The 24,159-nt window shown below is 70.1% G+C and carries 20 protein-coding genes; 11 read left to right on the top strand and 9 right to left on the bottom strand.

What is annotated here, in order from left to right; translation table 11 throughout:
- Positions 1-44: 44 nt before the first annotated feature.
- Positions 45-1,283, bottom strand: coding sequence for a hypothetical protein (locus HUA75_RS02195; protein WP_174485413.1), 1,239 nt, complete (start codon positions 1,281-1,283; stop codon positions 45-47).
- Between the two features lie 31 nt (positions 1,284-1,314).
- On the opposite strand from HUA75_RS02195, the gene HUA75_RS02190 reads away from it, so the two are divergent.
- Both HUA75_RS02190 and HUA75_RS02185 read left to right on the top strand, forming a co-directional pair.
- On the top strand, positions 1,315-3,120 hold the full coding sequence (locus HUA75_RS02190) for an Hsp70 family protein (RefSeq protein WP_174485412.1): 1,806 nt from the start codon (positions 1,315-1,317) through the stop codon (positions 3,118-3,120).
- A 160-nt stretch (positions 3,121-3,280) separates the two neighbouring features.
- Positions 3,281-3,865: an outer membrane beta-barrel protein gene (locus HUA75_RS02185; protein WP_246137894.1), complete on the top strand. Its 585-nt coding sequence runs from the start codon at positions 3,281-3,283 to the stop codon at positions 3,863-3,865.
- 10 nt (positions 3,866-3,875) lie between these two features.
- Here the strand turns inward: HUA75_RS02185 and HUA75_RS02180 are convergent, their stop codons facing one another.
- Entirely contained in the window at positions 3,876-5,219 is a 1,344-nt protein-coding gene (locus tag HUA75_RS02180) for a glutamate--cysteine ligase (protein WP_174485411.1), read from the bottom strand.
- 61 nt (positions 5,220-5,280) lie between these two features.
- Here HUA75_RS02180 and HUA75_RS02175 point away from each other — a divergent pair, with 61 nt between their 5' ends.
- The 3 genes from HUA75_RS02175 (at position 5,281) to HUA75_RS02165 (ending at position 10,645) form a co-directional block, all read left to right on the top strand.
- A complete protein-coding gene (locus tag HUA75_RS02175) occupies positions 5,281-6,096 on the top strand; it encodes an EI24 domain-containing protein (protein ID WP_174453001.1) in 816 nt (271 codons plus the stop codon).
- Positions 6,097-6,314: 218 nt separating this feature from the next.
- Positions 6,315-9,554 carry an MXAN_5808 family serine peptidase gene (locus tag HUA75_RS02170; protein WP_174453000.1) on the top strand — a complete coding sequence of 1,080 codons (3,240 nt, stop codon included), beginning with the start codon at positions 6,315-6,317 and terminating at the stop codon, positions 9,552-9,554.
- Positions 9,555-9,724: 170 nt separating this feature from the next.
- Positions 9,725-10,645 (top strand): hypothetical protein, encoded by a 921-nt coding sequence (locus HUA75_RS02165; protein WP_141644916.1) that lies wholly within the window; start codon positions 9,725-9,727, stop codon positions 10,643-10,645.
- Positions 10,646-10,654: 9 nt separating this feature from the next.
- Here HUA75_RS02165 and HUA75_RS02160 read toward each other — a convergent pair whose 3' ends face one another.
- Entirely contained in the window at positions 10,655-11,380 is a 726-nt protein-coding gene (locus HUA75_RS02160; protein ID WP_141644915.1) for a glycerophosphodiester phosphodiesterase family protein, read from the bottom strand.
- 113 nt (positions 11,381-11,493) lie between these two features.
- Here HUA75_RS02160 and HUA75_RS02155 point away from each other — a divergent pair, with 113 nt between their 5' ends.
- Positions 11,494-11,721, top strand: a complete 228-nt coding sequence (locus tag HUA75_RS02155) for a twin-arginine translocase TatA/TatE family subunit (protein WP_141644922.1) — start codon at positions 11,494-11,496, stop codon at positions 11,719-11,721.
- A 27-nt stretch (positions 11,722-11,748) separates the two neighbouring features.
- On the opposite strand, the gene HUA75_RS02150 is transcribed toward HUA75_RS02155, so the two are convergent.
- Both HUA75_RS02150 and HUA75_RS02145 read right to left on the bottom strand, forming a co-directional pair.
- Entirely contained in the window at positions 11,749-12,558 is an 810-nt protein-coding gene (locus tag HUA75_RS02150) for a hypothetical protein (protein ID WP_174485410.1), read from the bottom strand.
- Between the two features lie 5 nt (positions 12,559-12,563).
- Positions 12,564-15,260 carry a zinc-ribbon domain-containing protein gene (locus HUA75_RS02145; protein WP_174485409.1) on the bottom strand — a complete coding sequence of 899 codons (2,697 nt, stop codon included), beginning with the start codon at positions 15,258-15,260 and terminating at the stop codon, positions 12,564-12,566.
- A 162-nt stretch (positions 15,261-15,422) separates the two neighbouring features.
- Here HUA75_RS02145 and HUA75_RS02140 point away from each other — a divergent pair, with 162 nt between their 5' ends.
- Positions 15,423-16,088 carry a polyhydroxyalkanoate synthesis regulator DNA-binding domain-containing protein gene (locus HUA75_RS02140; protein ID WP_141644912.1) on the top strand — a complete coding sequence of 222 codons (666 nt, stop codon included), beginning with the start codon at positions 15,423-15,425 and terminating at the stop codon, positions 16,086-16,088.
- Here HUA75_RS02140 and HUA75_RS02135 read toward each other — a convergent pair.
- Both HUA75_RS02135 and HUA75_RS02130 read right to left on the bottom strand, forming a co-directional pair.
- Positions 16,085-16,888, bottom strand: coding sequence for a ParA family protein (locus HUA75_RS02135; protein ID WP_141644911.1), 804 nt, complete (start codon positions 16,886-16,888; stop codon positions 16,085-16,087). The two genes, HUA75_RS02140 and HUA75_RS02135, sit on opposite strands and share 4 nt — an antisense overlap.
- 33 nt (positions 16,889-16,921) lie before the next feature.
- Positions 16,922-17,233: a hypothetical protein gene (locus HUA75_RS02130; protein ID WP_141644921.1), complete on the bottom strand. Its 312-nt coding sequence runs from the start codon at positions 17,231-17,233 to the stop codon at positions 16,922-16,924.
- 165 nt (positions 17,234-17,398) lie between these two features.
- On the opposite strand from HUA75_RS02130, the gene HUA75_RS02125 reads away from it, so the two are divergent.
- The 4 genes from HUA75_RS02125 (at position 17,399) to HUA75_RS02110 (ending at position 21,996) form a co-directional block, all read left to right on the top strand.
- Positions 17,399-18,313 (top strand): ArsA family ATPase, encoded by a 915-nt coding sequence (locus tag HUA75_RS02125; RefSeq protein WP_141644910.1) that lies wholly within the window; start codon positions 17,399-17,401, stop codon positions 18,311-18,313.
- Positions 18,310-19,422: an ArsA-related P-loop ATPase gene (locus HUA75_RS02120; protein ID WP_174475743.1), complete on the top strand. Its 1,113-nt coding sequence runs from the start codon at positions 18,310-18,312 to the stop codon at positions 19,420-19,422. Before HUA75_RS02125 ends, HUA75_RS02120 begins: the two co-directional genes overlap by 4 nt.
- A gap of 182 nt (positions 19,423-19,604) precedes the next feature.
- Positions 19,605-20,741 carry a tetratricopeptide repeat protein gene (locus tag HUA75_RS02115; RefSeq protein WP_141644920.1) on the top strand — a complete coding sequence of 379 codons (1,137 nt, stop codon included), beginning with the start codon at positions 19,605-19,607 and terminating at the stop codon, positions 20,739-20,741.
- Between the two features lie 61 nt (positions 20,742-20,802).
- Complete coding sequence (locus HUA75_RS02110; protein ID WP_174485408.1) at positions 20,803-21,996, top strand: M48 family metalloprotease; 1,194 nt, start codon at positions 20,803-20,805, stop codon at positions 21,994-21,996.
- Positions 21,997-22,130: 134 nt separating this feature from the next.
- Here the strand turns inward: HUA75_RS02110 and HUA75_RS02105 are convergent, their stop codons facing one another.
- Complete coding sequence (locus HUA75_RS02105) at positions 22,131-22,655, bottom strand: tetratricopeptide repeat protein (RefSeq protein ID WP_141644907.1); 525 nt, start codon at positions 22,653-22,655, stop codon at positions 22,131-22,133.
- Positions 22,656-22,661: 6 nt separating this feature from the next.
- Entirely contained in the window at positions 22,662-24,146 is a 1,485-nt protein-coding gene (locus HUA75_RS02100; RefSeq protein ID WP_174485407.1) for a hypothetical protein, read from the bottom strand.
- Between the last annotated feature and the right edge of the window lie 13 nt (positions 24,147-24,159).

The raw sequence follows: 24,159 nt of genomic DNA, 5'->3' as shown, positions 1-24,159 counted from the left end.
CGTACCGAGTCGCCGAACGACACGACTGTCCCTGTCTCCACTGCTCACACCCAGACCAACGTCGGCACCGACATTGAGTCCACGGCAGCGGCACTGTCGCGCATCGAGAACGCGGCGTCGGAGACAGCGCAAGACACCTCGGCACGTGCTGAGTCGTTCGCCACCACAGCGGCCCGGTCCTCCACGGATTTCCCAGGTCGCACTGAGCCATCCGTCACCCCGCCCGCGGCAGACACGGAGCCGCCCGCCACCAGGGACGACCGCTCCTCCACGGAGCCGTCGGCTCGCACCAGGCCTGCAGTCACCCCGTCTGCGGCAGGCACCGAGCCGCACGAGTCCAGCGACGACCGCTTCTCCACGGAGCCGCCGGCTCGCACCGAGCCAGCAGGCATCCTGACCGCACGGTCGTCCACGGAGCCTGCCGTGCACGGGGCGGCTGCGGCACTGGCCGACACGAAGACGACAGCGGAAATTCCGAAGCCCACAGCCGCAGAGGGCTCCACGGATCCAGCCGCGCGGAGCGCGGACAAGGCGTACGCCGACACGGGTACACCAGCCGCACAGTCCTCTTCGGCGCCAGTTGCACACGGCGCGACCGACGCAAGCGAGTCCACCTCCGCGGCAGAGACAGGCGCACCGACGCCGCGCTCCGAGCACGCAGCACAAGTCACTACGGCGAGCAGCGCACTCGGAGCAGCCGAGGCGCGAGCCACCACCAGCGACTCCACCTCTAAGTCATCGCCGACGCCACGCTCCGAGCACGCAACACAAGTCGCTACGGGGACCACCGCACCCGGAGCGACCGAGGCACGCGCCAACGCCAGCGACTCCACCTCCACGGTATCGCCGACTCTACGCTCCGAGCACGCAGCACAAGTCACTACGGAGTCCACCGCGCTCGGAGCGGCTGAGTCACGAGCCAACGCCAGCGACTCCACCTCCGCGGCATCGCCGACGCCACGCTCCGAGCACGCAACACAAGTCGCGACGGGGACCACCGCACCCGGAGCGACCGAGGCACGCGCCAACGCCAGCGACTCCGCCTCCACGGCATCGCCGACGCCACGCTCCGAGCACGCAGCAGAAGGCCCCACGGAGCCCACTGCGCTCCGCTCGATCGAGGCACGCGCCAACGCCAGCGACTCCACGTCCGCGCCATCGCCGACGCCACGCTCCGAGAACGCAGCAGAAGGCCCCATGGAGCCCACTGCGCGCAGCTCGACCGAGACTCGAACCAGCACCAGCAACTCCTCCTCCTCGACGGAAGCAACGGCCTCCGCCACTCAGCCAGCGACCGCGGTCGAGCAAGCCCCCATGACACCGGCCTTTCAAGCCGGTAACACGGCTCCCACCGACCAGGCCCCGGGGGCCCTCACACCCGCCCTTGCTCGCGCGGAGCCTGCCCCCGCCACCTCGCCGCGCCCCGTCACCGAGGCACGCACCGAGCCCACCGAGCCACCCGCTCCCCAGGACGCCGATACCGCGCGCAATCGCCGCCGGGCGCTCCTGGAGGTCCCTGTCTCCGCGCCCTCCACCTCCCCCGCCGGTCCAGAGGTGGTGCTCGGCATCGACCTGGGCACCTCACACGCACGAGTCGCTGTCTTCCACGATGGCGTCGCTCAACTCGTTCCGCTCCCGGGCACGGACGGCCACGAACTCCCCGCGCTCGTCGCAGTGGACGGCAATGACGAACTGCTCGTCGGCCCGGCGGCTCAAGTCGAAGCCATGCGCGCTCCCCGCCGTGCCGCGCCCGGCCTCATGCGCCTGCTCGGCCTGCGCGCCCGCTCCCCCCGACTCCGCGCCCTGGCCCCACAACTCCCCTTCCCCGTCGCCGCCGACCCGAGCGGCGATGCTTGCGTGGAGCTCGGTGGCCGGCTCGTCGCCCCCACCCTCTTCACGGCCCTGCTCCTGCGCGAGCTCAAGCACGCCGCCACGACCTTCGTCGGACGCAAGGCCACCCGCGCCGTCATCTGCGCCCCCACCCACTTCACGGACCGCCAGCGCGCGGCCCTGCGTGACGCGGCCACCCTCGCGGGGCTCGACGCACAGCGCATCCTCACCGCCCCCGCCGCGGCAGCCCTGGCCCACGGACACGGACGCGGCCTGGCTCGCAAGCGCGTGCTCGTCATCGACCTGGGCGGCGGAGGACTCGGCGTCGCCGTGGTGCAAGTCACCGGCGATGACCTGGAGGTCATCACCACCGGCGGCGACCCCACGGTGGGTGGCCTGGACTTCGACGCCCGCATCGCGGAAGCCCTCGCCAGCGACCTCGCGGACCAGGGCATTCCCCGCCCTGAACACGCGCTCGATTGGGGCCCCCTGCGCACCGCCGCCGAGGCCGCCAAGGTGGCCCTCTCCGAGCGCGAACAGGTGGACGTCACCCTGCCCTCGGGCACCGTGCCCCCGCTGACCCGCGAGCGAATGGAGGCCCTCACCGCGGACCTCGCCCAGCGCGTGACGTCCGTCGTGCGCGAGGTGCTCGACTCGAACGCCCTCTCGCCCCAGGGCCTCGACGCCGTGCTGCTCGTGGGCGGACAGGGACGCACGCCCCTGGTCCGCCGCCGGCTGGAGGAAAGCCTGGGCGTCCCCGTGCGCGACGACGTCGACGCCCGAGGCGGCGTGGCCCTGGGCGCCGCGCTGCTCGGCCGCGGAATCGTGCTGGCTGAAGGCGGCAAGCCCGCCGCCTCCGTCTCCGAGGTGCTCTCCGCGCCCATTGGCGTCGCCGAGCGAGGAGGCACCCTGCGCCGAGTGCTCGAGCGCACGACGCGACTGCCCGCCGGCAAGACGCTCGTCATCCCCATCGCTCCGGGCCCCCTGGAGCTCGCCCTCTTCCAGGGCCCCTCGCCGCTCGCGGCGGAGAACGAGTACCTGGGTCGGCTCTCCCTCAACGTGGAGCGCGCGGGCGAGGTGGAGCTGCACTTCTCGCTCTCCGCCGACGGAGCCCTCTCGCTGGAAGCCACGCTGCCCGGAGTCCGCCGCCAGCCCGTCTCCCTCTCCCTGGAGGACCTGGACGACGCGGGGCGCGAGGCGCTCGTTGCCCGCTCGCCGCTGATTGGCGAGCCCGAGGCGCGTCCAAGCGGCCTGCTGTCCGGGTTGAAGAAGCTGTTCGGCCGCCGCTGAGCGCCTTCCCGTCCGGCTCCTCGAGGGCCCTGCGGTCCACCGCCAACCCAGCGGGCCCTCTCTGTAGCCGACTCAACGGATGCCCACCTTGTCGCTGACCGAAACTTCGGGGAGGTATGCGATGCGACGTTCGATGGTGGGAGGAGTCGCCGTGGCAGCCATGGCTCTGGCGAGCCCGGCTTTCGCGATCGAGGCCCAGCGAGTGGCCGGGGCCTTGGACATGAAGAAGGAGCCGGAGGTCGGCATGGACGTGCGACTGGGTCTCGGCAGCTTCACGGGAGACCTGGGCGAGGACGTCGGCGTGGGCGCCACGTTCGGCATCAACGCCGACGCCCAGGCGTGGAAGTACGTGGGAATCGAGGTGGGCTATGAGCTGCAACGCCTGCCCATCGACTCGCGTCGAATCGACGACGAGGATGCGGGCCTGTGGCGCAACAACTTCGGCGTGCTGGCCAAGGCCGGGCCGCTCATCGACCAGAAGTGGCGGCCCTTCGTCGGCGCGGGCTTCGGCCTGAGCTACCTGGACCCCTCCGACGGCGCGGATGACGTCTACCAGAACGACTGGATGACCGAGATTCCGCTCGCCGCCGGCGTGGACTATCGCTTCGGCAGCGTCCTGTTCGCGGGGGCCCGGGCCACCTATCGCCTGCTGGGCGGCGAGGACGTCGTCGACCGCCCAGGCACCAACAGCGCGGCGAAGGGCAGCCTCTTCAACGCGAACCTCACGCTGGGCGGCCGCTTCTAGCGGCCTCGCTTCACACGCTCGCCAGCGAGAGCACTGTCTCGGGGCGTGGGTCCTTCGCCCACGCCTCGAGCAGCACCGCCGCGGGAGAGCGCTTCGACGCGGCCACTTCCGCCAGCGGGTCCAGAAGGGGCGCGTCCGCCGCGTCCAGGCGCATTAGGCCCCGCCGGGCAATGCCCACCATCTCCTCCGCGAGCCGGGACAACTCGTGCGTGCCCAGCTTCCCGGCCAGCCCCTCGCGGCGCGCGGTGTCGTGGAAGGCCAGGTGCTCGGTGTACGTGAGCTTCGGCAACAGCCGCTCCGCCTCGTCCAGCGCCGTGGCGTCGTAGAGGATGCCGCGCCACAACGCTCCCAGCGCGCCCGTCATCGCCGCGTTTCCACAGTCCGCGCCGCGCACCTCGACGACCTTCTTCAGGCGCACCTCGGGGAAGAGCGTGGAGAGATGGTCGGTCCAGTCCGCCAGGTCCGGGGGCTGTCCCTCGAAGCCCTGCTCCAGCAACTGTCGGAAGGTGAGCTTCGGGTGCAGGTACTGGCCCTCGCGGCGCAGGAAGAGCAGCGGCGCGTCCATCGCCCACTCGACATAGGCCCGGTACGAGAAGGAGCCGTCGAAGAACGCGGGCAGATAGCCACAGCGCGTCGGGTCCACTTCGTCCCAGACACGGTTGCGGTAGGACAGGTAGCCGGAGGGCTTGCCGTCCACCAGCGGGCTGTTGGCGTACAGCGCGTTCATCACCGGGGAGAGCCGCGCCACCACCACCGTCTTCCGGACACAGTCCGCCTCGTCCTTCCAGTCGAGCGACACCTGTCCGGTGGCCGTCATCAACATCATGTTCAGCGCCAGCTGGCCCCGCTCCGGCAGGGTGCGCCGCATCACCAGGTAGCGCGACTTGGGCATCCACGGCATCGTCGCCGTCGTGCCCGTGGGGCGGTACCCCATCGTCACCAGCCGCAGCCCCAGCTCCCCCGCCGCCGCCTTCACCTGCTTCAGGTGGGCCAGGTTCTCCGCGTGCGCCTCGCGCGCCGTGTGGAAGGGGCTGCCGGACAGCTCGAACTGTCCACCCGGCTCCAGGGAGATGGTCGCCTCGCCGCGCTCCCGCTGGAGGGCGATGACCGGGGACTCGGGCGTCTCCCGGAAGGGGACATAGCCCTCGGGGGCCAGCCGGTTCAGCAGGGCCCCCACTCCGGACGGACCCTCGTAAGGGACAGGAGCGTCTGAACCCACGGGGAACAGCAGCTTCTCGTGTTCCAGGCCCAGACGAAGGTGGCCCTGGGGCTTCTCGGCGGACCGAAAACCCGACACCAGCAGGTCGACAGAGGTGATCGGCTCGGAGTTGGCGCGCTTGAGGTCGAGGGACATGAGCGCGCCCTATATAACGTGTAACTCCAGAGCCGCTTTCGATTTGCACACCGGCCCCGCCATGCCCCCCCCATCCCCCATCCCTTCCATCTCCCCGCAGCCCCGCCTGGCCGACTTCTTCCAGGGGCTGGGCCTGCTCGGCCGGGCCTTCGGCCTCATCTTCCGCTCCCGGCGCCTCTTCGTCCTGTCCGCCCTGTGCGCCGCCGTCACCGCCGTGGCCCTGGTGGGGCTGGCCTGGCTCCTGTGGCACTACGCCCCGGGGGCCCTGGGCTCCCTCTGGACCCAGCCCGAGTCCTGGTATGGCCGGGGGGCCTGGTACACGGTGCTCGTCCTGTCCTGCCTCGTGCTGTGGGTGGTGGGCGCCAACATCGTCCCCCCGCTCCTGCTGGCCCCCCTCCAGGACCCCCTCTCCGAGGCCACCGAGGCCCTCTGTGGGGGAGGCGACGGCCCGCCCTTCACCCTGTCCAGCTTCGTGCGGGGCATCGTCACGGGGCTTGCACACACCCTGGCACGGCTGTTCTTCCTGCTCGCCGGGCTGACGCTCCTCTTGCCGCTCCACCTGTTGCCCGGGGTGGGCAGCCTCTTGTGGACGGTGCTCGGCGCCTTGTGGACCATGACCTGGATGGCGGGCGAGTTCCTGGCGGCCCCCATGACGCGTCACCTCTACCCTTTCGCCGAGGTGAGGCGCATGCTCCGCCAGCGCCGGGCCCTCACCCTGGGCCTGGGAGCGGGCGTCTACCTGCTCCTCTGGGTTCCCATCCTGAATACCTTCTTCCTGCCCGTGGCCATCGTCGCCGGGACGCTCATGTACCGAGGGCTGCGCGAAGCGAACCTTCTGCCGCCTCCGCCCACGAGCAGCCAGGGGGCGCTGCCCTGAAATAAACGCCTCCACCGACTGTCGGTCCCTCCAAGGCGGGAACGCAGTGCCCGCCAGGGACGTTCTGCCTCTTCAGCGGAGAGTCGATGCCTTGAAGCACCAGAAAGCCGTGATTAGGCTTGCCCGGCCGCTTCAATGCCCAGCTACCGTTTCAAACGTTCGGATTTTCTAGGCATTTCACGCCACACCCCGGGGCGCCCACAAGCGCTCCAGCTTGGATGAATCACATGCCGCGTTTTCTCCGCCGCATCGCCGCTGTTGCCGTGCTCCTCGGCGCCTGGGCCCTCGTGGGCAGTCACCGGGCGCCGATTCCGCTGATGATGGGAGCGGCCGAGGCCGGGCAGGGACAAGGCACCTGGGATGGCAGCCTGCCCTCCGCCAAGGGCGAGAAGGCACCCCACGACCTCAACAGCCTTCGCGTGCTGACCAAGGTCATCCTCTACGTGAAGGAAAACTACGTCGACCCCAAGCGCATCAAGCCGAAGGAGATGATGATCTCCTCGCTCGAGTACGTGGAGAAGAGCGTTCCGGACGTGCTGGTGGACGGCAACCCGGAGACGGGCAAGCTGGCCGTCAACGTCAACGGCAAGACGCGTGAGTTCGACATCGGGCATGTCGACTCGCTGTGGAAGATGTCCTTCGCCCTCAAGGACGTGTTCGACTTCCTGTCGAAGAACATGCGTCCCATCGAGGACACGCGCGACATCGAGTACGCGGCCGTCAACGGCATGCTGTCCACGTTGGACCCGCACTCGGTGCTGCTGCGCCCGGAGCTGTACCGGGAGATGAAGCTGTCCACCAAGGGTGAGTTCGGCGGCCTGGGCTTCGTCATCCAGATGCGCGAGGGCAACCTCACCGTCGTCAAGGTGCTGCCCAAGACGCCCGCGCACCGCGCCGGCATCCAGAAGGACGACCGCATCAAGAAGATTGGCGAGGAGTCCACCGTCAACATGGACCTCAACGAGGCCGTGTCCAAGCTGCGCGGCCCGGTGGACAGCCGCATCATCATCACCGTGGAGCGCGACGGCTGGGACAAGCCCCGCGTGATGACGCTGGCCCGCGCGATGATTTCCATCGAGAGCGTCCAGCACAAGATGCTCTCCGGCAACGTGGGCTACATCCGCCTGAAGAACTTCCAGGGCAACACCACGCGCGACCTTGAGTCGGCGCTGGGCGAGCTGCGCAAGCAGGCGGACGCCAAGGGCGGCTTCAAGGGCCTGGTGCTGGACATGCGTGGCAACCCGGGCGGCCTCCTGGAGCAGGCCATCCAGGTGTCCGACACGTTCCTGTCCAACGGCACCATCGTCGCGACGGTGGGCCTGTCGGACAAGCTGCGCGAGGAGAAGCGCGCGCGTCCCACCGAGGGCGAGGACACCTATCCCATCGCGGTGCTCGTCAACGCAGGCAGCGCCTCCGCGTCGGAAATCGTGGCGGGCGCGCTGAAGAACCTCAACCGCGCGGTCATCATCGGCCGGCAGACGTTCGGCAAGGGCAGCGTGCAGGTGCTGTACGACTTCCCGGATGACAGCGCGCTGAAGCTGACCATCGCCAAGTACCTGACGCCCGGCGACGTCTCCATCCAGGAAGTGGGCATCGTCCCGGACATCCAGCTCGTCCCCACCCGCGTCACCGACGAGCGCGTGGACGTGTTCGCGTCGCGCCGCTCCATGGGCGAGGCGGACCTGGATCAGCACTTCGGCAACCCGGACTCGGCCACCGTCGCCAAGAAGCGCGAGGACGTGTTGGACCGCGAGAAGCCGCGCGAGAGCCTCAAGTACCTGAAGGTGGACCCCAAGCAGCAGGAGAAGCTGGCGGTCGCCGCGAAGGAGGAGCCCAAGAACCCCAAGGCCGTCGCCGCGAGCAAGGACGGGGACAAGAAGCCGCATGGGGAGAACGACCCGCTGCTCGACGTGGCGGGCCAGGGCGAGGACCTGGACGACCAGCTGGACGCGGAGTCGCAGGAGGAGATCAAGGAGGACTTCGAGGTGCAGTTCGCGCGGGACTACGTGCTGAAGGCCCCGGCGGCCACCCGTCAGCAGCAGCTGCAGCAGGGCAAGGCCTTCATCGAGCAGAAGCGCCGTGAAGAGGAGACCCGCATCAACGCCGCCATCGCCGCGCTGGGTGTGGACTGGAGCGCCGGTCCCACGCCGAAGAACGTGCAGCTGACGGGCACGCTGACGCCGACGCCGGACACCAAGATTCACGCGGGCGAGCTCTTGGAGATGGTGGTGACGGCGGAGAACAAGGGCACCGAGCCGCTCAAGCGCGTGCGCGCCTGGACGGAGAGCGACAACGCCTTCCTGGACCGCCGCGAGTTCCTCTTCGGCGCGCTCAACCCGGGCGAGAAGAAGTCCTGGAAGGTGAAGGTCCGGCTGCCCAAGGACCTGACCAGCCGCCGCGACGACGTGACGGTGCGCTTCTTCGATGACCAGGGCGCGCTGCCGGAAACTCGCGTGTCGGAGCTGAACTTCGCGGAGCTGCCGCGGCCGTCCTTCGCCTTCAACTGGCAGGTCGTCGATGACTGCGCCAGCTGCAACGGCGACGGCACGGTGCAGCGGGGCGAGTCGGTGGCGGTGCTGCTGGACGTGACGAACGTCGGCCCCGGCGTCGCGATGGATTCCTTCACGCAGATCAAGAATGGCGGGGACGCGAACATCTTCATCGAGAAGGGCCGCTTCAAGCTGGGCGAGCTGAAGGCCGGCGAGACGAAGACGGCGCGGTTCCAGGTGGAGGTGAAGAAGGGCTACAAGGGCGACACCTTCCCGCTGAAGCTGGCCATCATCGACGAGCCGCTGGAGGAGTTCGTCATGGAGAAGATGGAGCTGCCCGTGAAGGACGCTCCGGTGGCGACGCTCGAGGCGAAGAAGGGCTCGGTGCGCGTGGCGGAGAAGACGGAGTTCCTCGGCTCGCCCGTGGAAGGGGGCCGCACGGTGGCGAAGCTGAACGCGGCCGCGGTGCTGCCGGTGGAGGCCGCGAACAAGGGCTTCTTCCGCGTGGAGCTGGAGAAGAACCGCTTCGCCTTCGTGCGCGCCCAGGATGCCCGCGAGGTGAAGACGGGCAAGCCCGTGCAGCCGAAGCTGGCGTGGACGACGACGCGGCGCCCGCCGGACATCAAGCTGGACGCGGACCCGTCCGCGGGCGGCCTGGTCGCCAACGGGGAGAAGTTCACCCTGTCCGGCGTGGTGACGGACCCCAACGGCCTGTTGGACGTCTACGTGCTGGTCAACGACCAGAAGGTCTACTTCAAGGGCGTGGACCCGAAGGGTGGCGAGCCGAACACCCTGAAGTTCTCCACCGAGTTCACCCTGAAGGAAGGCAACAACAATGTGCTGGTGGTGGCGCGGGAGAGCACCGACTTCGCCAGCCGCCGCACCCTGGTCATCCGCCGCCGTCCGGCGGAAGTCGCCCAGAAAGTCACGGGCCAGAGCCCCGGCGGGGTGAAGCCGCAGCCGCAGTAGGCGTCTGACGACACGCGGCGCCGCCTTCCGGGCGGCCCTTCCGGTGGGTTCTCCTCACGAGACTCGTCGGAAGGGCCGCCCGTTTTGTTGACGCTCCTCGCGGGCTGGCGTTAGCGTCCGCCGCTGTGGGGCGCCCCCGGCCGGCGGGTTCCCGGGAGGCGGTGACTCGAATGCGGACGTTCAGTCGGTGGCTCGCCCTGGCGGCGTGTGTCTCGGGAGCGACCGCATACGCGGACGACAACGATTTGCGCATCGCCGACTTCGGAGATCCGAAGGCGATGCAGGGCGGAGCGCTCACCAACGCCGCCGCGAACGCGAACTTCCGCGCCTTCGCCCGCGTCATGGGGGCCGCCATCACCTCGGCGAACCTGATGCCGCCGGAGACGACGGGGCACTCGGCCTGGGCCGTCAACGCGGAGCTGTCCGTGGTGTCGCTGCCGGACAGCGTGCGCATCCCCACGGAGAACCCGGAGCAGCCCTCCACGGTGCTCATCCCCTCCTTCCACGTGCGCAAGGGCCTGCCCTTTTCGTTGGAGCTGGGCGGGCGCGTGGGCTGGGTGGAGAAGAGCAGCCAGGTGGTGGCCACCGGCGAGGTGAAGTGGGCCGTCAACGAGGGCTTCACGTGGCTGCCGGACGTGGGCCTGCGCGGGCACGTGACGAAGCTGTTCGGCGCCCGGGACTTGAGCCTGACGGTGATGGGCCTGGACATCGGCGTGGGCAAGCAGTTCCCCCTGGGCGGCATGGTGACGCTGACGCCCTACGGAGGCCTGGACCTGGGCTTCGTCGGGGCCACCACGAGCCGCCTCGACTTCGACCCCTCGCGCAGCTACGAGGACTCCACCGTGGGCGACTCGCGCGGTGCGCTGACGGGCACGGACAACTACGCCAAGGTGTCCTTCGGCGACAACGTGAACCAGCGCATCTACGGCGGCGTGCGCTTCATCGGCGGCGTGCTGCAGCTGGGCGCGGAGCTGTCGCTCACGCGCACGGGCAGCGTCGAGACGCCTCGCGCGGACAATCCGAACGCGCTGGAGGACCGGGGTCTCCCGGCGGTGTTCGCCTTCAGCACCACGCTCGGCCTGGACTTCTAGGCACGGCGGTCAGGCCGCGGCGCGCAGGGCCTCTCGCAGCGCGCCGGGCCGGTTGGTGATGAGGTAGCTGACCCCCATCTGCTCCAGCGCGCGGGCCCTCGCGGCGTCGTCCACCGTCCAGGTGGCCACCCGCAGCCCCGCGGCGCGCCAGGTGGCAACCCGCTCCGGAGTGCAGTCCTCGTAGTAGGGGTGCACCGAGTGGGACGAGACGAGCGGGCTCACCGCGTACGCGTGCACGCCCCAGCGCCGGTCCGGGTCGATGAGGTAGCCCCGCCGCAGCTCGGGCGCGACGGCGAGGAGGCGGAAGAGGCACAGCGGGTTGAAGCTGGAGACGACCACGCGCTCGGCCAGTCCCCGGCGGCGCACCAGGTCCGCAACCTTCTGGGAGAGCCCGTCGTCGTCGAACCGGTCGCACTTCAGCTCGATGTTGACGATGAGCTGCGGTGGCAGCGCGTCCAGCACATCCTCCAGCAGGGGGATGCGCGCCGGAGCGAAGCCCAGTGACGTCCCCACGTCAGCGCGCTGCAGCTTCCACCAGGGCGTGTGGCGCACCTCCCAGGGAAGCCGCGCCAGCCGCTCCAGCCGCTCATCGTGGCAGACCACCACCTCGCCCGAGCCGCACACCATGGCATCCAGCTCCACGCCGTCGGCCCCCTGCCGGGCGGCCTCGGCGAAGGCTTCCAGGGTGTTCTCGGGGGCGTCAGCCGAGGCGCCTCGGTGGGCAAGCAGGAGCATGGGCCGCAGTGTGCGATGGAAGCCGGTCCGTGCGCAGCAGAAGAGCGGACGGGCGTCCACGGGTTGACGCGCGGCTTGCCTCCCCTGCTCCTTTGCTGCACTGTGCCCTCATCATGTTGGGCCTCGGCCTCGGAGAAATCATCGTCCTCGGCTTCATCCTGCTGGTGGTCTTCTCGGCCGCCCGGATGGGTCAGCTTGGCAACGCGGTGGGCAAGTTCGTCTACTCGTTCCGCAAGGCGTCCAAGGGCGAGGACCTGGTCGACGCGAAGTCGCTGCCGTCCTCGCGCCGGGGCTCCACCGACGCCGAGTACAGCGAGCACGACTCACCTCGCCGCCGCTAGTCCGCTCGTCCCCTCTTCCATTCCCGTTCAGTCGTGGGTGTGACGGGCTCCGCGTGGGGGCTCGGGCGATTCCTCGCTCGTGAGTCGCTGCGCCGCGGGACCTTCCGTCAGCAGTCGCGCGGCCTGCTCCCTCAGGGACACGTGCAGCGCGGTACTCGACGTGAGCTCGCGCAAGTCACTGGTGTTGAGCAGGGGGACGATTTTCGCGCCGATTTCAGGGGGCAGGTACGGGTTGAAGACGAGCGCGCGGCGCACCGCATGGCGCACGGACCAGCGGGCCGACCTCCAGATTTCCACCAAGGGCTCGGGGCGGGCCGGACGGCGGGCGGCGATGCGCACCACCAGGTCCTCGGTCAGTCGCGGATTGATGAGGACGTTGCGCAGCACGGACGGGTTGCTGACGGTGGCCAGGCGCGACAGCGTGTCCGGGTCCCTGGTGAGCCGGGCCTGCTGCTTGAGGTGACCCAGCGACTGGGAGAAGGCGTTGGCGTCCGCCCGCGCGGCGGCATCCGGGTTCATCTCGCGCTTCGCCGGGCCCTGGGCGAACAGGTCCGCCACCGAGTCGAGCGCCTGCACGTGCGCGAGCCTGCGCAGCTCGGTGACGTGGGGAATGTGTTCCGCCTCCTGCTCCAGCGCGGCCAGGAAGTCGGACAGCACGCAGGTGGCGGGCTCCCAGCCGTGCCGCGAGAGGGAGATGAGGTGACCCACCAGCTCATTCGCGTCGAACGGGTCACCACGCGACAGCTCCCTCGCGGCGGCCTTGCGGCGCACCTCGGCCCCACCACCCAGCGCGTGGAGGAACCTGGCGACGTTGCGTGCGTCGTCCACTGAGGGCATGGCGCTTACTCCGTGGGCGCGGCCTGGGCGGGTGCCTGAGGCGGCGCGGCCTCCGTGGGTGCGGGAGCGGCCTCGGCGGGTGGCGGGACGGCCTCCACGGTGACTTCGAGCCGGAAGCTCCCGAGGGCCGCCGGATACTCGTGGAACACGAGGAGGAAGGGCACGCGGGCCCCAGGCGCCACGGACACGGCGCCCGCGTCCAGGCGCTTGCGCAGCGCTTGAGCCGCCTCCGCGTTGCCCACGGCGTGGAGTTCCTCGGGAGTCGCCACCAGCCCCGCGAGCCCCTCGACGGAGCGCACGCGCTGGTTGCCATCGAAGAGGGCGCCTCGCACGCGGATGTGGGTCGCCGACGCGGTCCGGTTCTCCGCGTCACCCCGGATGAAGAAGAGCGGGCGCCCCGCCTGCGTTTCGAACAGGCCGTTGGAGACGTCGAGCGCCACCAGCGGCTTGGGAGCGGGGACGAAGAGGGCGCGCAGGTTCTCGGGCGACAGCACCGACAGGTCCAGTCGACCTTCGCTCAGATAGACGCTGCCCACCGCGCCCAGTCCCACCACGAGCGCCGCGGCCACCATGAGGTTGACGAGCAGCGCCGTCACCTTGCGCGCGCGACTCGGCGGCCGGGCCTGGGGAATGCCGACGTCTTCCGGCCGGGCCGTGGGCTTGGCCACGGAGACCACGGGCGCGGCGGACATCTGCGGGTCCAGTTCGAGCACCTCGCGCTGCCCCACTCCCGCCCCGCCAATGCGGCCGAGCGTGACTCCTCCGAAGTCCAGGCCCTCTTCAGGGGGAGGAACGTCGTCAAGGAGCGAACCCGTCGAGTGCGCCTGGGAGTCATCGAGCCCGAGCGCGCCCTGGGACGAGGTGCCGAACAGCGCGGCGCGCCCGGTGTCGGAGGGCTGCAGGCCCGCGTGCTCACCGAAGTCGCCGTCCGAGGAGAGGTCGAACAGGTCCTGGGCACCCGCGGGCGGCGCCGAGGGTGACTCGAAGCCCGCCCCGGCGGCCGGGTGCGGAGGACGGCCGGGCATCGTCGCGTCGCCGAGGTCGAGCGCACCAAACGGGTCCGCGCCCCCCGGAGCCGACTGGAGCGGAGGGCGGCCGGGCATCGTCGCGTCGCCGAGGTCGAGCGCACCAAACGGGTCCGGGCCCCCCGGAGCCGACTGGAGCGGAGGACGGCCGGGCACCGTCGCGTCTTCAGGCCCGGAGAACAGCGCCGCACGGGCCGACGGAGCAGCCCCCTGATGCGGAGGCCGTCCCGCCTGCGTCGCGTCGTCGGGCCCGGTGAAGGAGGCTCCCGGCTGGGCAGCGCGCGCTGGAGGCGCGGTGAGGGGAGCTCCCGCCAAGACCGCACGCGGCGCGGACGCGCCGACAGATGCTCCCGTCGGGGCGGCAGGTGGCGCGGACGCGGCAACGGGTGCTCCCGCCGGTGCCGAGCGTGGCGCCGTGACAGGTGCTCCCGCCGAGGCCGCACGTGGCGCCGCGACAGCAGCTCCCGCCGGAGCAGGATGTGGCGCGGAGCCACCCGCCGAGGGCGCACGTGCTCCCGACGGAGCCCCCGCGCCACCGCGCGCGGCCGGGGCACTCGGCGGCGCCCCGCGTGAAGCAGGTGCCACCGGCGAGAACGACGGCTGTCCCGCCATCGTCGAGTCGTCGATGTCGATGGACGCGAACGGGTCGTCCTCCACGCTGGGAGGAGCGGACGCGACGGGCGCGACCTGGGCGCGCGGACTGCCCACCATCGTCGAGTCGTCGATGTCGATGGACGCGAACGGGTCGTCATCCACGGCGGGCGGCGCGGGAGGAGCCGCTCGCGAGCCGGGAGCCGACGGGCGTCGGTCGGCGATGCTGGGCCCCGTCACGGGCGCGGGCAGCGCGTCGAATGGATCCTGCGCGCCCCCGGGCATCGGGGCGGAGAGGAAGTCAGCGAACGGGTCGTCCGCGTCGGGCGCCGGGGGCGAAGCGCTGCCCGCGAGAGTCCCCGAACCGGGCGGCGGCGGGGGAACGGCTCCCCCACCCTGGCGCAATGCGGCGGGCGGAGGGGGCGGCGGCATGGCGCGAGCCGCCATCCCACCCGGTGGCGCGCTCCGAGGGGAGGCAACTCCCGGCCCGGCCCGCGGGGAACTGGGGGCAAAGCCCGGCAAGGGCACGGCGCCAGCCGGCATCGGCGCGCCATCCTCGACAGGAGGGGGCACCGCGCCGCCGTACAGCCCCGTCGAAGTGTCGACAGGTGGACGAATGGCTTCGGGCGGTGCGGGCAGGGGCACGGCGCCCCCGTTGCGCGCCGCGGCGACACCCGGCGAGCCCGAAGCCTGGAGCGGAGGCCGCGGCATCGGACCGATGCGCGTGGGCTCGCGGAAGACTCCGTCCTCCGTATCGAGTTCCCCGTCCATGCTGTTCCAGGAGGGGTTCTCGGACGAGGACGGCGAGCCCGACAGAGCGCGCGTGGCCGCGACGCCCTGGGCGAAGAAGCCGGGGCGCGTGACTTCCACGCCCTTGGGGTCGGGAGCGACACCGAACTCGGCGAAGGGGTCGGCCTGCCCGGCCGAGGAGGGAGGCGAGGACGCACCGGCATCCTCCCCGCCAGGTTCGCGGGTGACGCGGAACGTGTTCTGACATTTGGTGCAGCGGACCTTGACCCCCTTATCGGTCACCTTCTCGTCGGGGATCTTGAACCGCGTCTGGCACCGCGCGCACTTGACGATCATTCAGGCCTGGGGCGGGGACGAGTATAGGGCCACCGGGCGAGTACGGCGAGTCGGGTTCTCGCTGCTTGCTCGCCTCCAACCCCTCTGGTACGAGGTTCGCCCCTGCGAGACTCAGACATGGAAGCTGGCTTTGAGTCGAGCCCAAAAGGGGCGGAGAGACCGATGAGCGAGGCCGAGCAAGCAGGCGCTCCGAGCAAGGAGCCGAAGATCATCAAGCGGTACACGAACCGAAAACTCTACGACACCGTGGAGAGCAGGTACGTGACGCTGGATGAGATCGCCGCGATGATCAAGGAGGGCACCGAGGTGCGGATTGTCGATAACCGCACGAAAGAAGACCTGACCTCGGTCACCCTCGCGCAGATCATCTTCGAGGAGGAGAAGAAGAAGAACCAGATGCCGCTGTCGGTGCTCCGGGAAATCATCCGTCACCCTGGCGAGTCCATCTCTGGTTTCATCCAGAAGGAGGTCACTCCCCGCGTCGCCTCCATCCGAGAGGAAGCGGAATCCCGTCTCGACAAGCTCCTGCGTCGCGAGGAAGCCGCCAAGGCGGGCATCCCCGAGGCCGCCGCCACCACCGAGGAGCCCCTGCAGGCCGCTGACTCGGCTGCCGCCGGTGGCCTGTCCCCCGCCGACCTGCTCAAGGCCAGCCAGCGCGCCTTCGAGGACTGGCAGCGGAAGATCGACGAGCGCGTCAAGCACGTCGTCGAGAACCTGACCGGCAACCTCCCCGCCCTGGGCCGCGACATGCAGTCGCTCACCCAGCGTCTGGAGGAGCTGGAGAAGAAGCTCGAGCAGTTCGAGCAGCAGAAGAAGCAGGAACCCTAGTCGGCTCGCGCCGCCCGCTTCCGTTTCCGGGGAGCGGGCCCACCGTGGATTTCCGCGGCGATGGCCGACAGCATCCGCGCCCCTCGGCTCCGGGGCGCGTACTCGAAGATGGTCTTCCCGTGGCTCTGCGCCTCGTCCACCTTGACGTCGTAGCCCAGGGGCGTGGTGGCCAGTGAGTCCGGGAAGTACGCCCGGAGCCGCTCCAGAATCGCCGTGGCCAGGGCCGTCTTCCGGTACAGCGTGGGCACCACCTTGGTGACGCTCAGCTCCGGACGTCCCTCGGCTTCGCCCACCTGCCGCACCGTGTCCGCCACCTCCGCACAGCCGTCCAGCGCCAGGTACGTCAGCGCCACGGGCACCACCACCTCCGTGGCGGCGACGAGGATGTTGCGCGTCGTGAGCCCCATGGACGGCGGCGAGTCGAAGACGACGGCGTCGTAACCCGCCTCCCGAGCCGCCTCCAGCCGGTCCGCCAGCCGGTGGGCCCGGCGAGCATCCGCCGCCACCACCACGGGGAAGTCCGCCATCTCCTTGTACGCGGGCAGCACGTCCAGCCCAGGCACGGCCGAGGGGCGCACCACGTCCTCGAGGCGGACCGTGTCGTCGGTCAACAGGTGGAAGACGTTGCGAGAAAGCGTGCGCACGTCCAGGCCGAGCGCCTTGCCGGCATGCCCCTGGGTATCCAGGTCCACCAGCAGCACCCGCAAGTCCCGCTCCTTCGCGAGCCACGCGGCGGTGTTCACCGCCAGCGTCGTCTTGCAGGTGCCGCCCTTCTCGTTGATGAAGGCGATGCGCCGCATGGGCCTTGGACTCCCCGGCTCGGGTCCGGGTGCTTACTTCTTCGACGACGGCGCCTTCTGCGCCACCAGGGTGTCCACCTTGCTCTCCACCGACGCGAGCAGCCGCTCCAGGTCATCCACCTTCGCGCGCAGCTGCTCCAGGTCCGCGGTGGACGGCAGGTTCATCGCCGACAGGGCCGAGCGCAGGGCGCTGTCCAACGTGCCCTTCGCCGCCAGCGAGCGCGACACCAGCGTCTGCACCGTCGCCACGAACTTCTCGTTCGACAGGAGCTGCTGCGCCAGCTTGCCGACGCGCTCCTCGCCCGTCTCGACGAGCTTCTTCATCATCGGGTTGTTCTTGAGCATGGGAATCAGGAGCTTCACCCGCGCGGGAGACACCCGCCAACAGGACGTCGGGAAAAAGACGCCGCACTCTGCGAGGGGGCAACGCGACGTGTCAAGCAGGGCAACACCCCTTGGCCAAACGCGTTGACTCCTGGAGACACGATTCCTACGGTTCGCCGCTCTCTTATGGCAGGGCTCCTGGACAAGCGGTTGTGGGTCGTCTCCGGCAAGGGCGGCGTGGGCAAGAGCACGGTTGCCGCGGCGCTCGCCCTTCGCTCGGCGCGCGCGGGGCGAAGGACGTTGGTGTGCGAGGTGAACACGCAGGAGCGCATCAGTCGCTTCCTGGAGCACCCCGCCGCCGGCCCCGAAGTCACCTTGTTGGAAGAGAACCTCTGGGCGGTGGACGTGCGTCCGCAGGAGGCCATGCGCGAGTACGGCCTCATGGTGCTGCGCTTCGAGGCCCTCTACAAAACGGTCTTCGAGAACCGGCTGGTGCGCTACTTCCTGCGCTTCATCCCGTCCCTGCAGGAGCTCGTCCTGCTGGGGAAGATCATGTACCACCTGCAGGAGAAGCTCCCCGACGGCAGGTGGCGCTTCGACACCATCGTCCTGGACGCGCCGGCCACCGGTCACGCCATCTCCTTCCTCAGCGTGCCGCACGTGCTCGTGCAGACGGTGCCTCAGGGGCCCATGTCCCGCGAGGCGCAGAAGATGCGAGACCTGCTGGTGGATCCGTCGGTGACGGCGGCGGTGCTGGTGGCGCTCCCGGAGGAGATGCCGGTGAACGAGGCGCTGGAGCTGCACGCGGCGCTCAAGGACAAGGTGCACATCCGCACGCACGCGGCGGTGCTCAACCAGTCCATCCCGGAGCGCTTCACGGAGGCGGACCTGGAAGCGCTGGTGGGCCACCCCGAGCTGCACCGGGTGGCGCAAGCGAACCATGACCGCGCGTCGCTGACGGTGCTCGCGGGCACCAAACTGGAGCGCAACCTTCACGCGCCGGTGTTCACCGTCCCCCGGCTGTACCTCCCCACCTTCGGTCGGGATGCGATTGAACAGGTCATGGGCCACCTCGAAGCACTGGTGATGGGGGAGAAGTGAGCACGACGGCCCTCGGTCCCGCGCTCGCCAAGAAGCGCGTCCTCATCTGCGTCGGCTCCGGCGGTGTCGGCAAGACGACAGTCGCGGCCACCCTGGCCCTGCGCGCGGCGGTGGACGGCCGCGGCAGCCTGGTGTGCACCATCGACCCGGCGAAGCGCCTGGCCAACTCGCTGGGCCTGTCCGCCCTGGGCAACGCGGAGACGCAGGTGCCGTCCTCCGCCCTGGAGCCGCTGGGCGTGACGGCCCGCGCGTCCCTCCACGCGATGATGCTGGACATGAAGCAGACGTGGGATGACCTCATCACCCGCGTCGCGCCGCCCGACCAGCGCGAGCGCATCCTCGCCAACCGCTTCTACCAGTCGCTCTCCACGGCCCTGGCGGGCAGCCAGGAATATATCGCCATGGAGAAGGTGTGGGAGCTGCGCCGCAAGGGCGAGTACGAGCTCGTCGTGCTCGACACACCGCCCACGGCCCACGCCCTGGACTTCCTCGACGCGCCCAACCGCGTCCTCGACTTCCTGGACAACGAGGCGGCGAAGTGGCTGCTGGCCCCCGCGCTGAAGGCAGGCAAGTTCGGCCTGTCGCTGTTCAACCGCAGCGGCTACGTGCTGCGCGCGCTGTCCAAGTTCACCGGCACGGAGATGCTCCAGGAGCTGTCCAGCTTCATGCTGTCGCTGTCCGGCATGAACGAGGGCTTCCGCGAGCGCGCGCGCGGCGTGCGAGCCCTTCTGGAGGACGCCACCACGGGCTTCGTGCTGGTGACGAGCCCGCATCCGGAGCGCATGGATGAGGCCATCCACTTCAACACCCTGTTGAAGCAGCACCGGATGGAGGTGGTGGCGCTGGTGGTGAATCGCGTCCACCCGCTGCCCACCGAGGCCATGTGGGCTGACGCCGCCACGCTGACGCCCACCCGGCGCGCCAAGGTGGAGGAGACGCTGCGCGAACTCCAGGTCCTGGCCGAGCAGGATGGACGCGGCATCGCCCAGCTCCAGGCCGCCTGCCCGGGCATCCCCCTGATTCAGGTGCCGCGCTTCGGACTGGACGTACACGACATCACCAGCCTGTGGCAGACGGGCCGCTACCTGCTCGGCGACGACACCTTCTGAAGTCTGGGCCGAGCACCCGGCCAGGCCCGCCCGGGAGGCGGCCAGCCGGGGCGGCACGAAACAGGGGGACGCATTAAACTGGGCGCGCCCACCTGAGCGGTGGGAACTCCGAGGGACGGTGCGTTGTCCTGAGGCGGCAAGGCCAGGAGGCGCATTCCGTGACGGGAAGCGAGCGGACGTACATGTCGGTCAGCCGTTGGTGGTGGGTAGTGGCCCTGGGGCTGGGCGTCACCGGATGTCGGACGACGGGCAGCGCCGCGCGTCCGGAGGCCTCCGAGTCAGGCCCGAAGCAGGAGCTCCAGTTCGACGCCGTGACGGTGACGGCGGACCTGGAGCTGGACAAGCTCAACGACGAGGAACTCTTCGCCGGGGGGACGTCGGCCTTCGCGGCCAACGACTTCAAGCAGGCGGCGCGCTACTTCGGCCGGTTGGCGGACTTCCACCCCAACAGCCAGCACCGTCGCTCGTCTCTCTACAACGCGGGCCTCGCCCACCAGCGCCTCAAGGAGTGGGAGGAGGCGTGGCACCGCTTCTCCGAGCTGGCGGACCCGGCCAAAGGCCAGGGTGACGCACTGGACGCGTCCTTCCGCGTGGCGGAGACGCAGTACCACCTGGAGCGCTACGACGAGGCCATCGCGGTGTTGACCACCATCGCCGCGCGCGAGGACCTCCCGGCCAACCGCCGAATCGAAGCCCGGGTGCAGCAGGGCGTCTGCGAGCTGGAGGCGGGCCGCACCGACGCCGCGGAGGCCACGCTGCGCAAGGCCATCTCGTCCTACGAGGCCCTGGCCGACAAGGACGAGGTGGACGACTACTTCCCCGCGCAGGCGCACTTCTTCATGGGGGAGCTGTACCGGCTGCACTACGAGAACGTGAAGCTGGACCCGGCCAAGGGCGCCGACAAGCTCGCCGAGGACCTCAACTACAAGGCGGAACTCCTCCTGTCCGCGCAAGGGCACTACCTGCGCTCCATCCGCGTGGGCAACGGCTACTGGGCCACCGCCGCGGGCTCGCAGATTGGCGCGCTTTACGAGGACCTCTACGCGCAGATGGTGAGCTCACCGGCGCCCTCGGAGCTCAACGCCGAGGAGTCCGTCGTCTACCGACAGGAGCTGCGGAAGAAGATTCGCGTGCTGCTCACCAAGTCCATCAACATCTACGAGCGCACCCTGGAGACGGCCGAACGCATCGGCTCGCAGAGCGCCTTCGTGGACCGCACGCGGGAGAGCCTCGCCAAGGTGAAGGCCCTGCTCCTGGCGGACGCGGAAGGGGAGCCCGTCCCCGCCCCACCCGCCTCCGAGCTGGAGCCCCATACGTAGACCGGTGGACCACCCCTGGCTGGGCAGCCAGGGGCCGCGCGGCGTAGCCTGGGGACTTCGCATGGAGCCCCTCTTCACGCCCGAGCAACTGGCGGAGATTCACGCCTACCACCTGCCCTACTACGTCCGGGCCGCGGTGGACCCCTTCGCGCGGCTGGCCCTGCTGGCGCTGCTCCTGGGCGTGCTCGTCCGCCCCTTCTTCCGCATGGCCACGGCGGCCGCGGCCGGCCTGGAGCGCAGGCTCGGCTTCTTGCGCACCGCCCCCGTCAGCCGCGCCTTCTTTCGCGCCATGGACCGGCTGTGGGGTGAGTCGGGCTGGGGCGCGGCCGTCCTCTTCGCCTTGATGACGGACCTGTTCGTGAAGCTCGTCTACGCGCCGGTGGACATCTGGTTCGCGTACTCGCTGGAGCACCAGCACGGCATGTCCAACTACACCCCGGCCGCCTTCGCCCGGGACATGCTCAAGGGCCACCTGCTGGGAGCGCTCGCCATCGCGGCGCTCGTCATCGGCCTGTACGGCCTGGCCCGTCGCACGCGCCACTGGTGGTGGATTCTGGGTGTGCCCGTCGCCCTGCTCCTGCTCGTCTCCTCCGCGCTGGACCCATACCGGGGACGCCTCTACTTCGACCAGCACCCGCTTCCCGCGGGCCCCTTGCGCACGCGGATGACGGAGCTGATGACCCAGGCGGACATCGCCTTCTCCGACGTGCTGGTGGAAAAGACCTCCATCGCCTCACGCCGGCTCCAGGCGTACTTCGCGGGCCAGGGCCCCACGCGCACCATCGTCCTCAACGACATCATCCTGCAGGAGCTCACCGAGGACGAGGTGCTCGCCGCCGTGGCTCACGAGGCGGGCCATGTGCATGAGCCGAAGTGGCCCGGCCGCATCGCCTCCTCGCTGGCCCTGGTGGCGCTCCTCTTCGCCATCGACCGACTCCTGCGCGCCGCCTCCACGCGAGGCTGGTTTGGCACCACGCGCTTCGCGGACATCCGCACCCTCCCCCTGCTCTCCCTGCTCCTGTCCGGCGTCCTCCTCGTCGGCGGCCCCATCGCCGGGGCCTTCTCTCGCGAGCGCGAGCGCGAGGCGGACCGCTACGCGCTGCGCCTCACCCACGATGTCGACGCGTTCCGCCGCATGCTGGTGAAGGCCGCCCGCGTGAACAAGATGGACCCCGCGCCCCCCCGCTGGGTCGTCCTCAAGGGACAGAGCCATCCCCCCATTGGCGAGCGGCTCGCCGACCTGCCTCAACCCTGACGCGACCCGAAAAAGCGGCCGGCAGGTGGGCTCCCCCATTTCCCGTTCCCTCTCCACCCGAGCCCACCCGCCGACAGCCGCCGCCGGGCCACTCCCCCGAGCGCCGGCGGCACCACACCCACCCCCGCGCCCAGCTACGGCTGCTGGGCGTCCTGCTTCAGCTTCTCCACCGCCACCAGGGTGATGGCCTTCACCAGCGCCCTCGCCCGGCGGCCCGCCGCTGTCTCACCGTGCGGGTCCACCTCCACGGCGTTGGAGAGGTCCGTGAACCCCTGCCGCTCCCCCTTGCGCAGGTACAACTCCCCCCGATTCGCCAACGCCACCGGATGCGCGGCATCCCTCGCCAGCGCCGCGCTGTACTCCGCGATGGCTTCCTCCAGCCTCCCGAGCTTCTGGTACACGGTGCCCAGCGCCGCGCGAGCCCCCGCGTCCCTCGGGTTCCCCGCCACCAGGCCCTCGAAGAGGATGCGCGCCTCCTCCAGCCGCCCCGCCGCGGCCAGGTCACACCCCACCTGCGCAATCGCCTTCGCCTCCTCGAAGGTCATCCCCTCCACCTCCGCCCACGTCGCCTCGCCCCGCGCGAAGGACTTCATCCGCTGCACCGCGCCGCTCTCCATCCGCATCGCCTCAGCCCCTTCGTGTTTGATGACGCGTCCCATGGCTCCTCAGGCCCCGCGCAGGTTGGAGATGGCCGTCTTCGCCATCTCGTTGAACTTCGCGGACATGTTGCTCATCAGGTCGAACATGGACTTGCGCTTCTCCAGCAGTCGCTGAAGCCGCAGCTCCAGTTCGCGCATGTTCCCGTCGAGCGTCGCCGCCTTCTTCTTGTCCGCGTCCGACGTGCCCAGCGCCGCGCGGTCCTCCCCCGCGCTCGCCATGCTTTCCATGACCTGGAGAATCTCCGCGTCCGTCTCCGTGGAGATGGAGCCGAGGATGGCCTGCACCTTGTCCTCGATGCTCATGTTCGGGTTGTCGACGATGGAGCGCGCGCTCGACACCTTCGTCGGCGACGTGCCCGGCTTCGCGCCTCCCGACAGCTCCAGCTCCGCCTTCACATCCAGCAACCCGATGATGCCGTCGCGGCCGTCGATGCCCGCCGCCATCTCCAGCCGGTCGAAGTACAGCGGGTGGTCCTTGAAGAACTGCGCGGCCTTCTTCAGCGTCGAGGACGCCGCGGGGCTCGCCAACAGCGCCACCATGTCCTCGCGCGTGACGCGGTCATCCTTCGTCCCCGACGCCGTGTCGAACGTGCCCCAGTTGTCGCGCAGCACCGCCACCGCCTCGAGGTACTCGCGAAAGTCCGGGTCCTTCGACGTGGGCGGCTTGCCACCGCCACCCACCGGGCCCGTTCCTCCACCCGTGCCCGGTGACGAAGTGCCCGGCGAAGGGCCACCCGTGGACGGAGGACGCGTGCCCGGTGAAGGAGTGCCCGGCGATGGGCCTCCCGTGGTGGGAGGGCGCGTGCCCGGCGTACCCGTCGAGGGCGGACACGTCTCCGGCTCGGGCTTCGGCGTCCGAGGGCGCTCCGGTCGTCCGTAGCGAGCGAACTCCTCGCCCACGCGCTTCAGCTCCGAGCGCACTCCCGACAGCTTGATGCGGTCGTCGTTGTACAGCCGCCCCACCACCGGCATGAACCGCGCGAGCAGCCCGCTCGAATCCACCCGCTCGAACAACGCCGCGTTCTCCGTCAGGAAGCGGGCCGCGCTTCGCAACTGCGGGGACAGGCTCGCGTCGTTGGCCGCGCGCCGCAGTTCGTCCTTCGACAGCGAGCCGGACTTCTTTCCATCCGCGAGGTCCAGCTGGTCGAAGTTCGCCTCGAGCACCTTCAGCGCGTCCTCGTAGTCGAGCATCTTCGGGTCCAGCGCGCTGGTGCCCGTGGGCAGGATTGCCGCATAGCCCTCCGTCTTCGCCGCCGCTCCCCCCGAAGCCGACGCGTACTCCGTCTTCGCGGGCGGGTTCTTCTTCAAGTCCTCCGCCACCCCGACCACGCCGCTCGCCGCCAACAACACGTTGCCCGTCGCGACGCCCGCCGCCGTCTTGATGGAGTTGGAAACCAGGGGCGGCAGTCCCCCCGCGTCACCCGCCCCATTCATCGCCGTGCCCTCAGGGCTGGCCAGCAGGTTCGTCGCGCCCTTCAGAAAGTCCACCATGAGCCCTCCCGCG

Origin of the sequence: Myxococcus sp. CA040A, assembly GCF_013336725.1 — a bacterium.
Classification (GTDB): domain Bacteria; phylum Myxococcota; class Myxococcia; order Myxococcales; family Myxococcaceae; genus Myxococcus; species Myxococcus llanfairpwllgwyngyllgogerychwyrndrobwllllantysiliogogogochensis.
The sequence above is the reverse complement of the archived record's forward strand: the minus strand, read 5'-3'. Positions and strand labels throughout refer to the sequence as shown.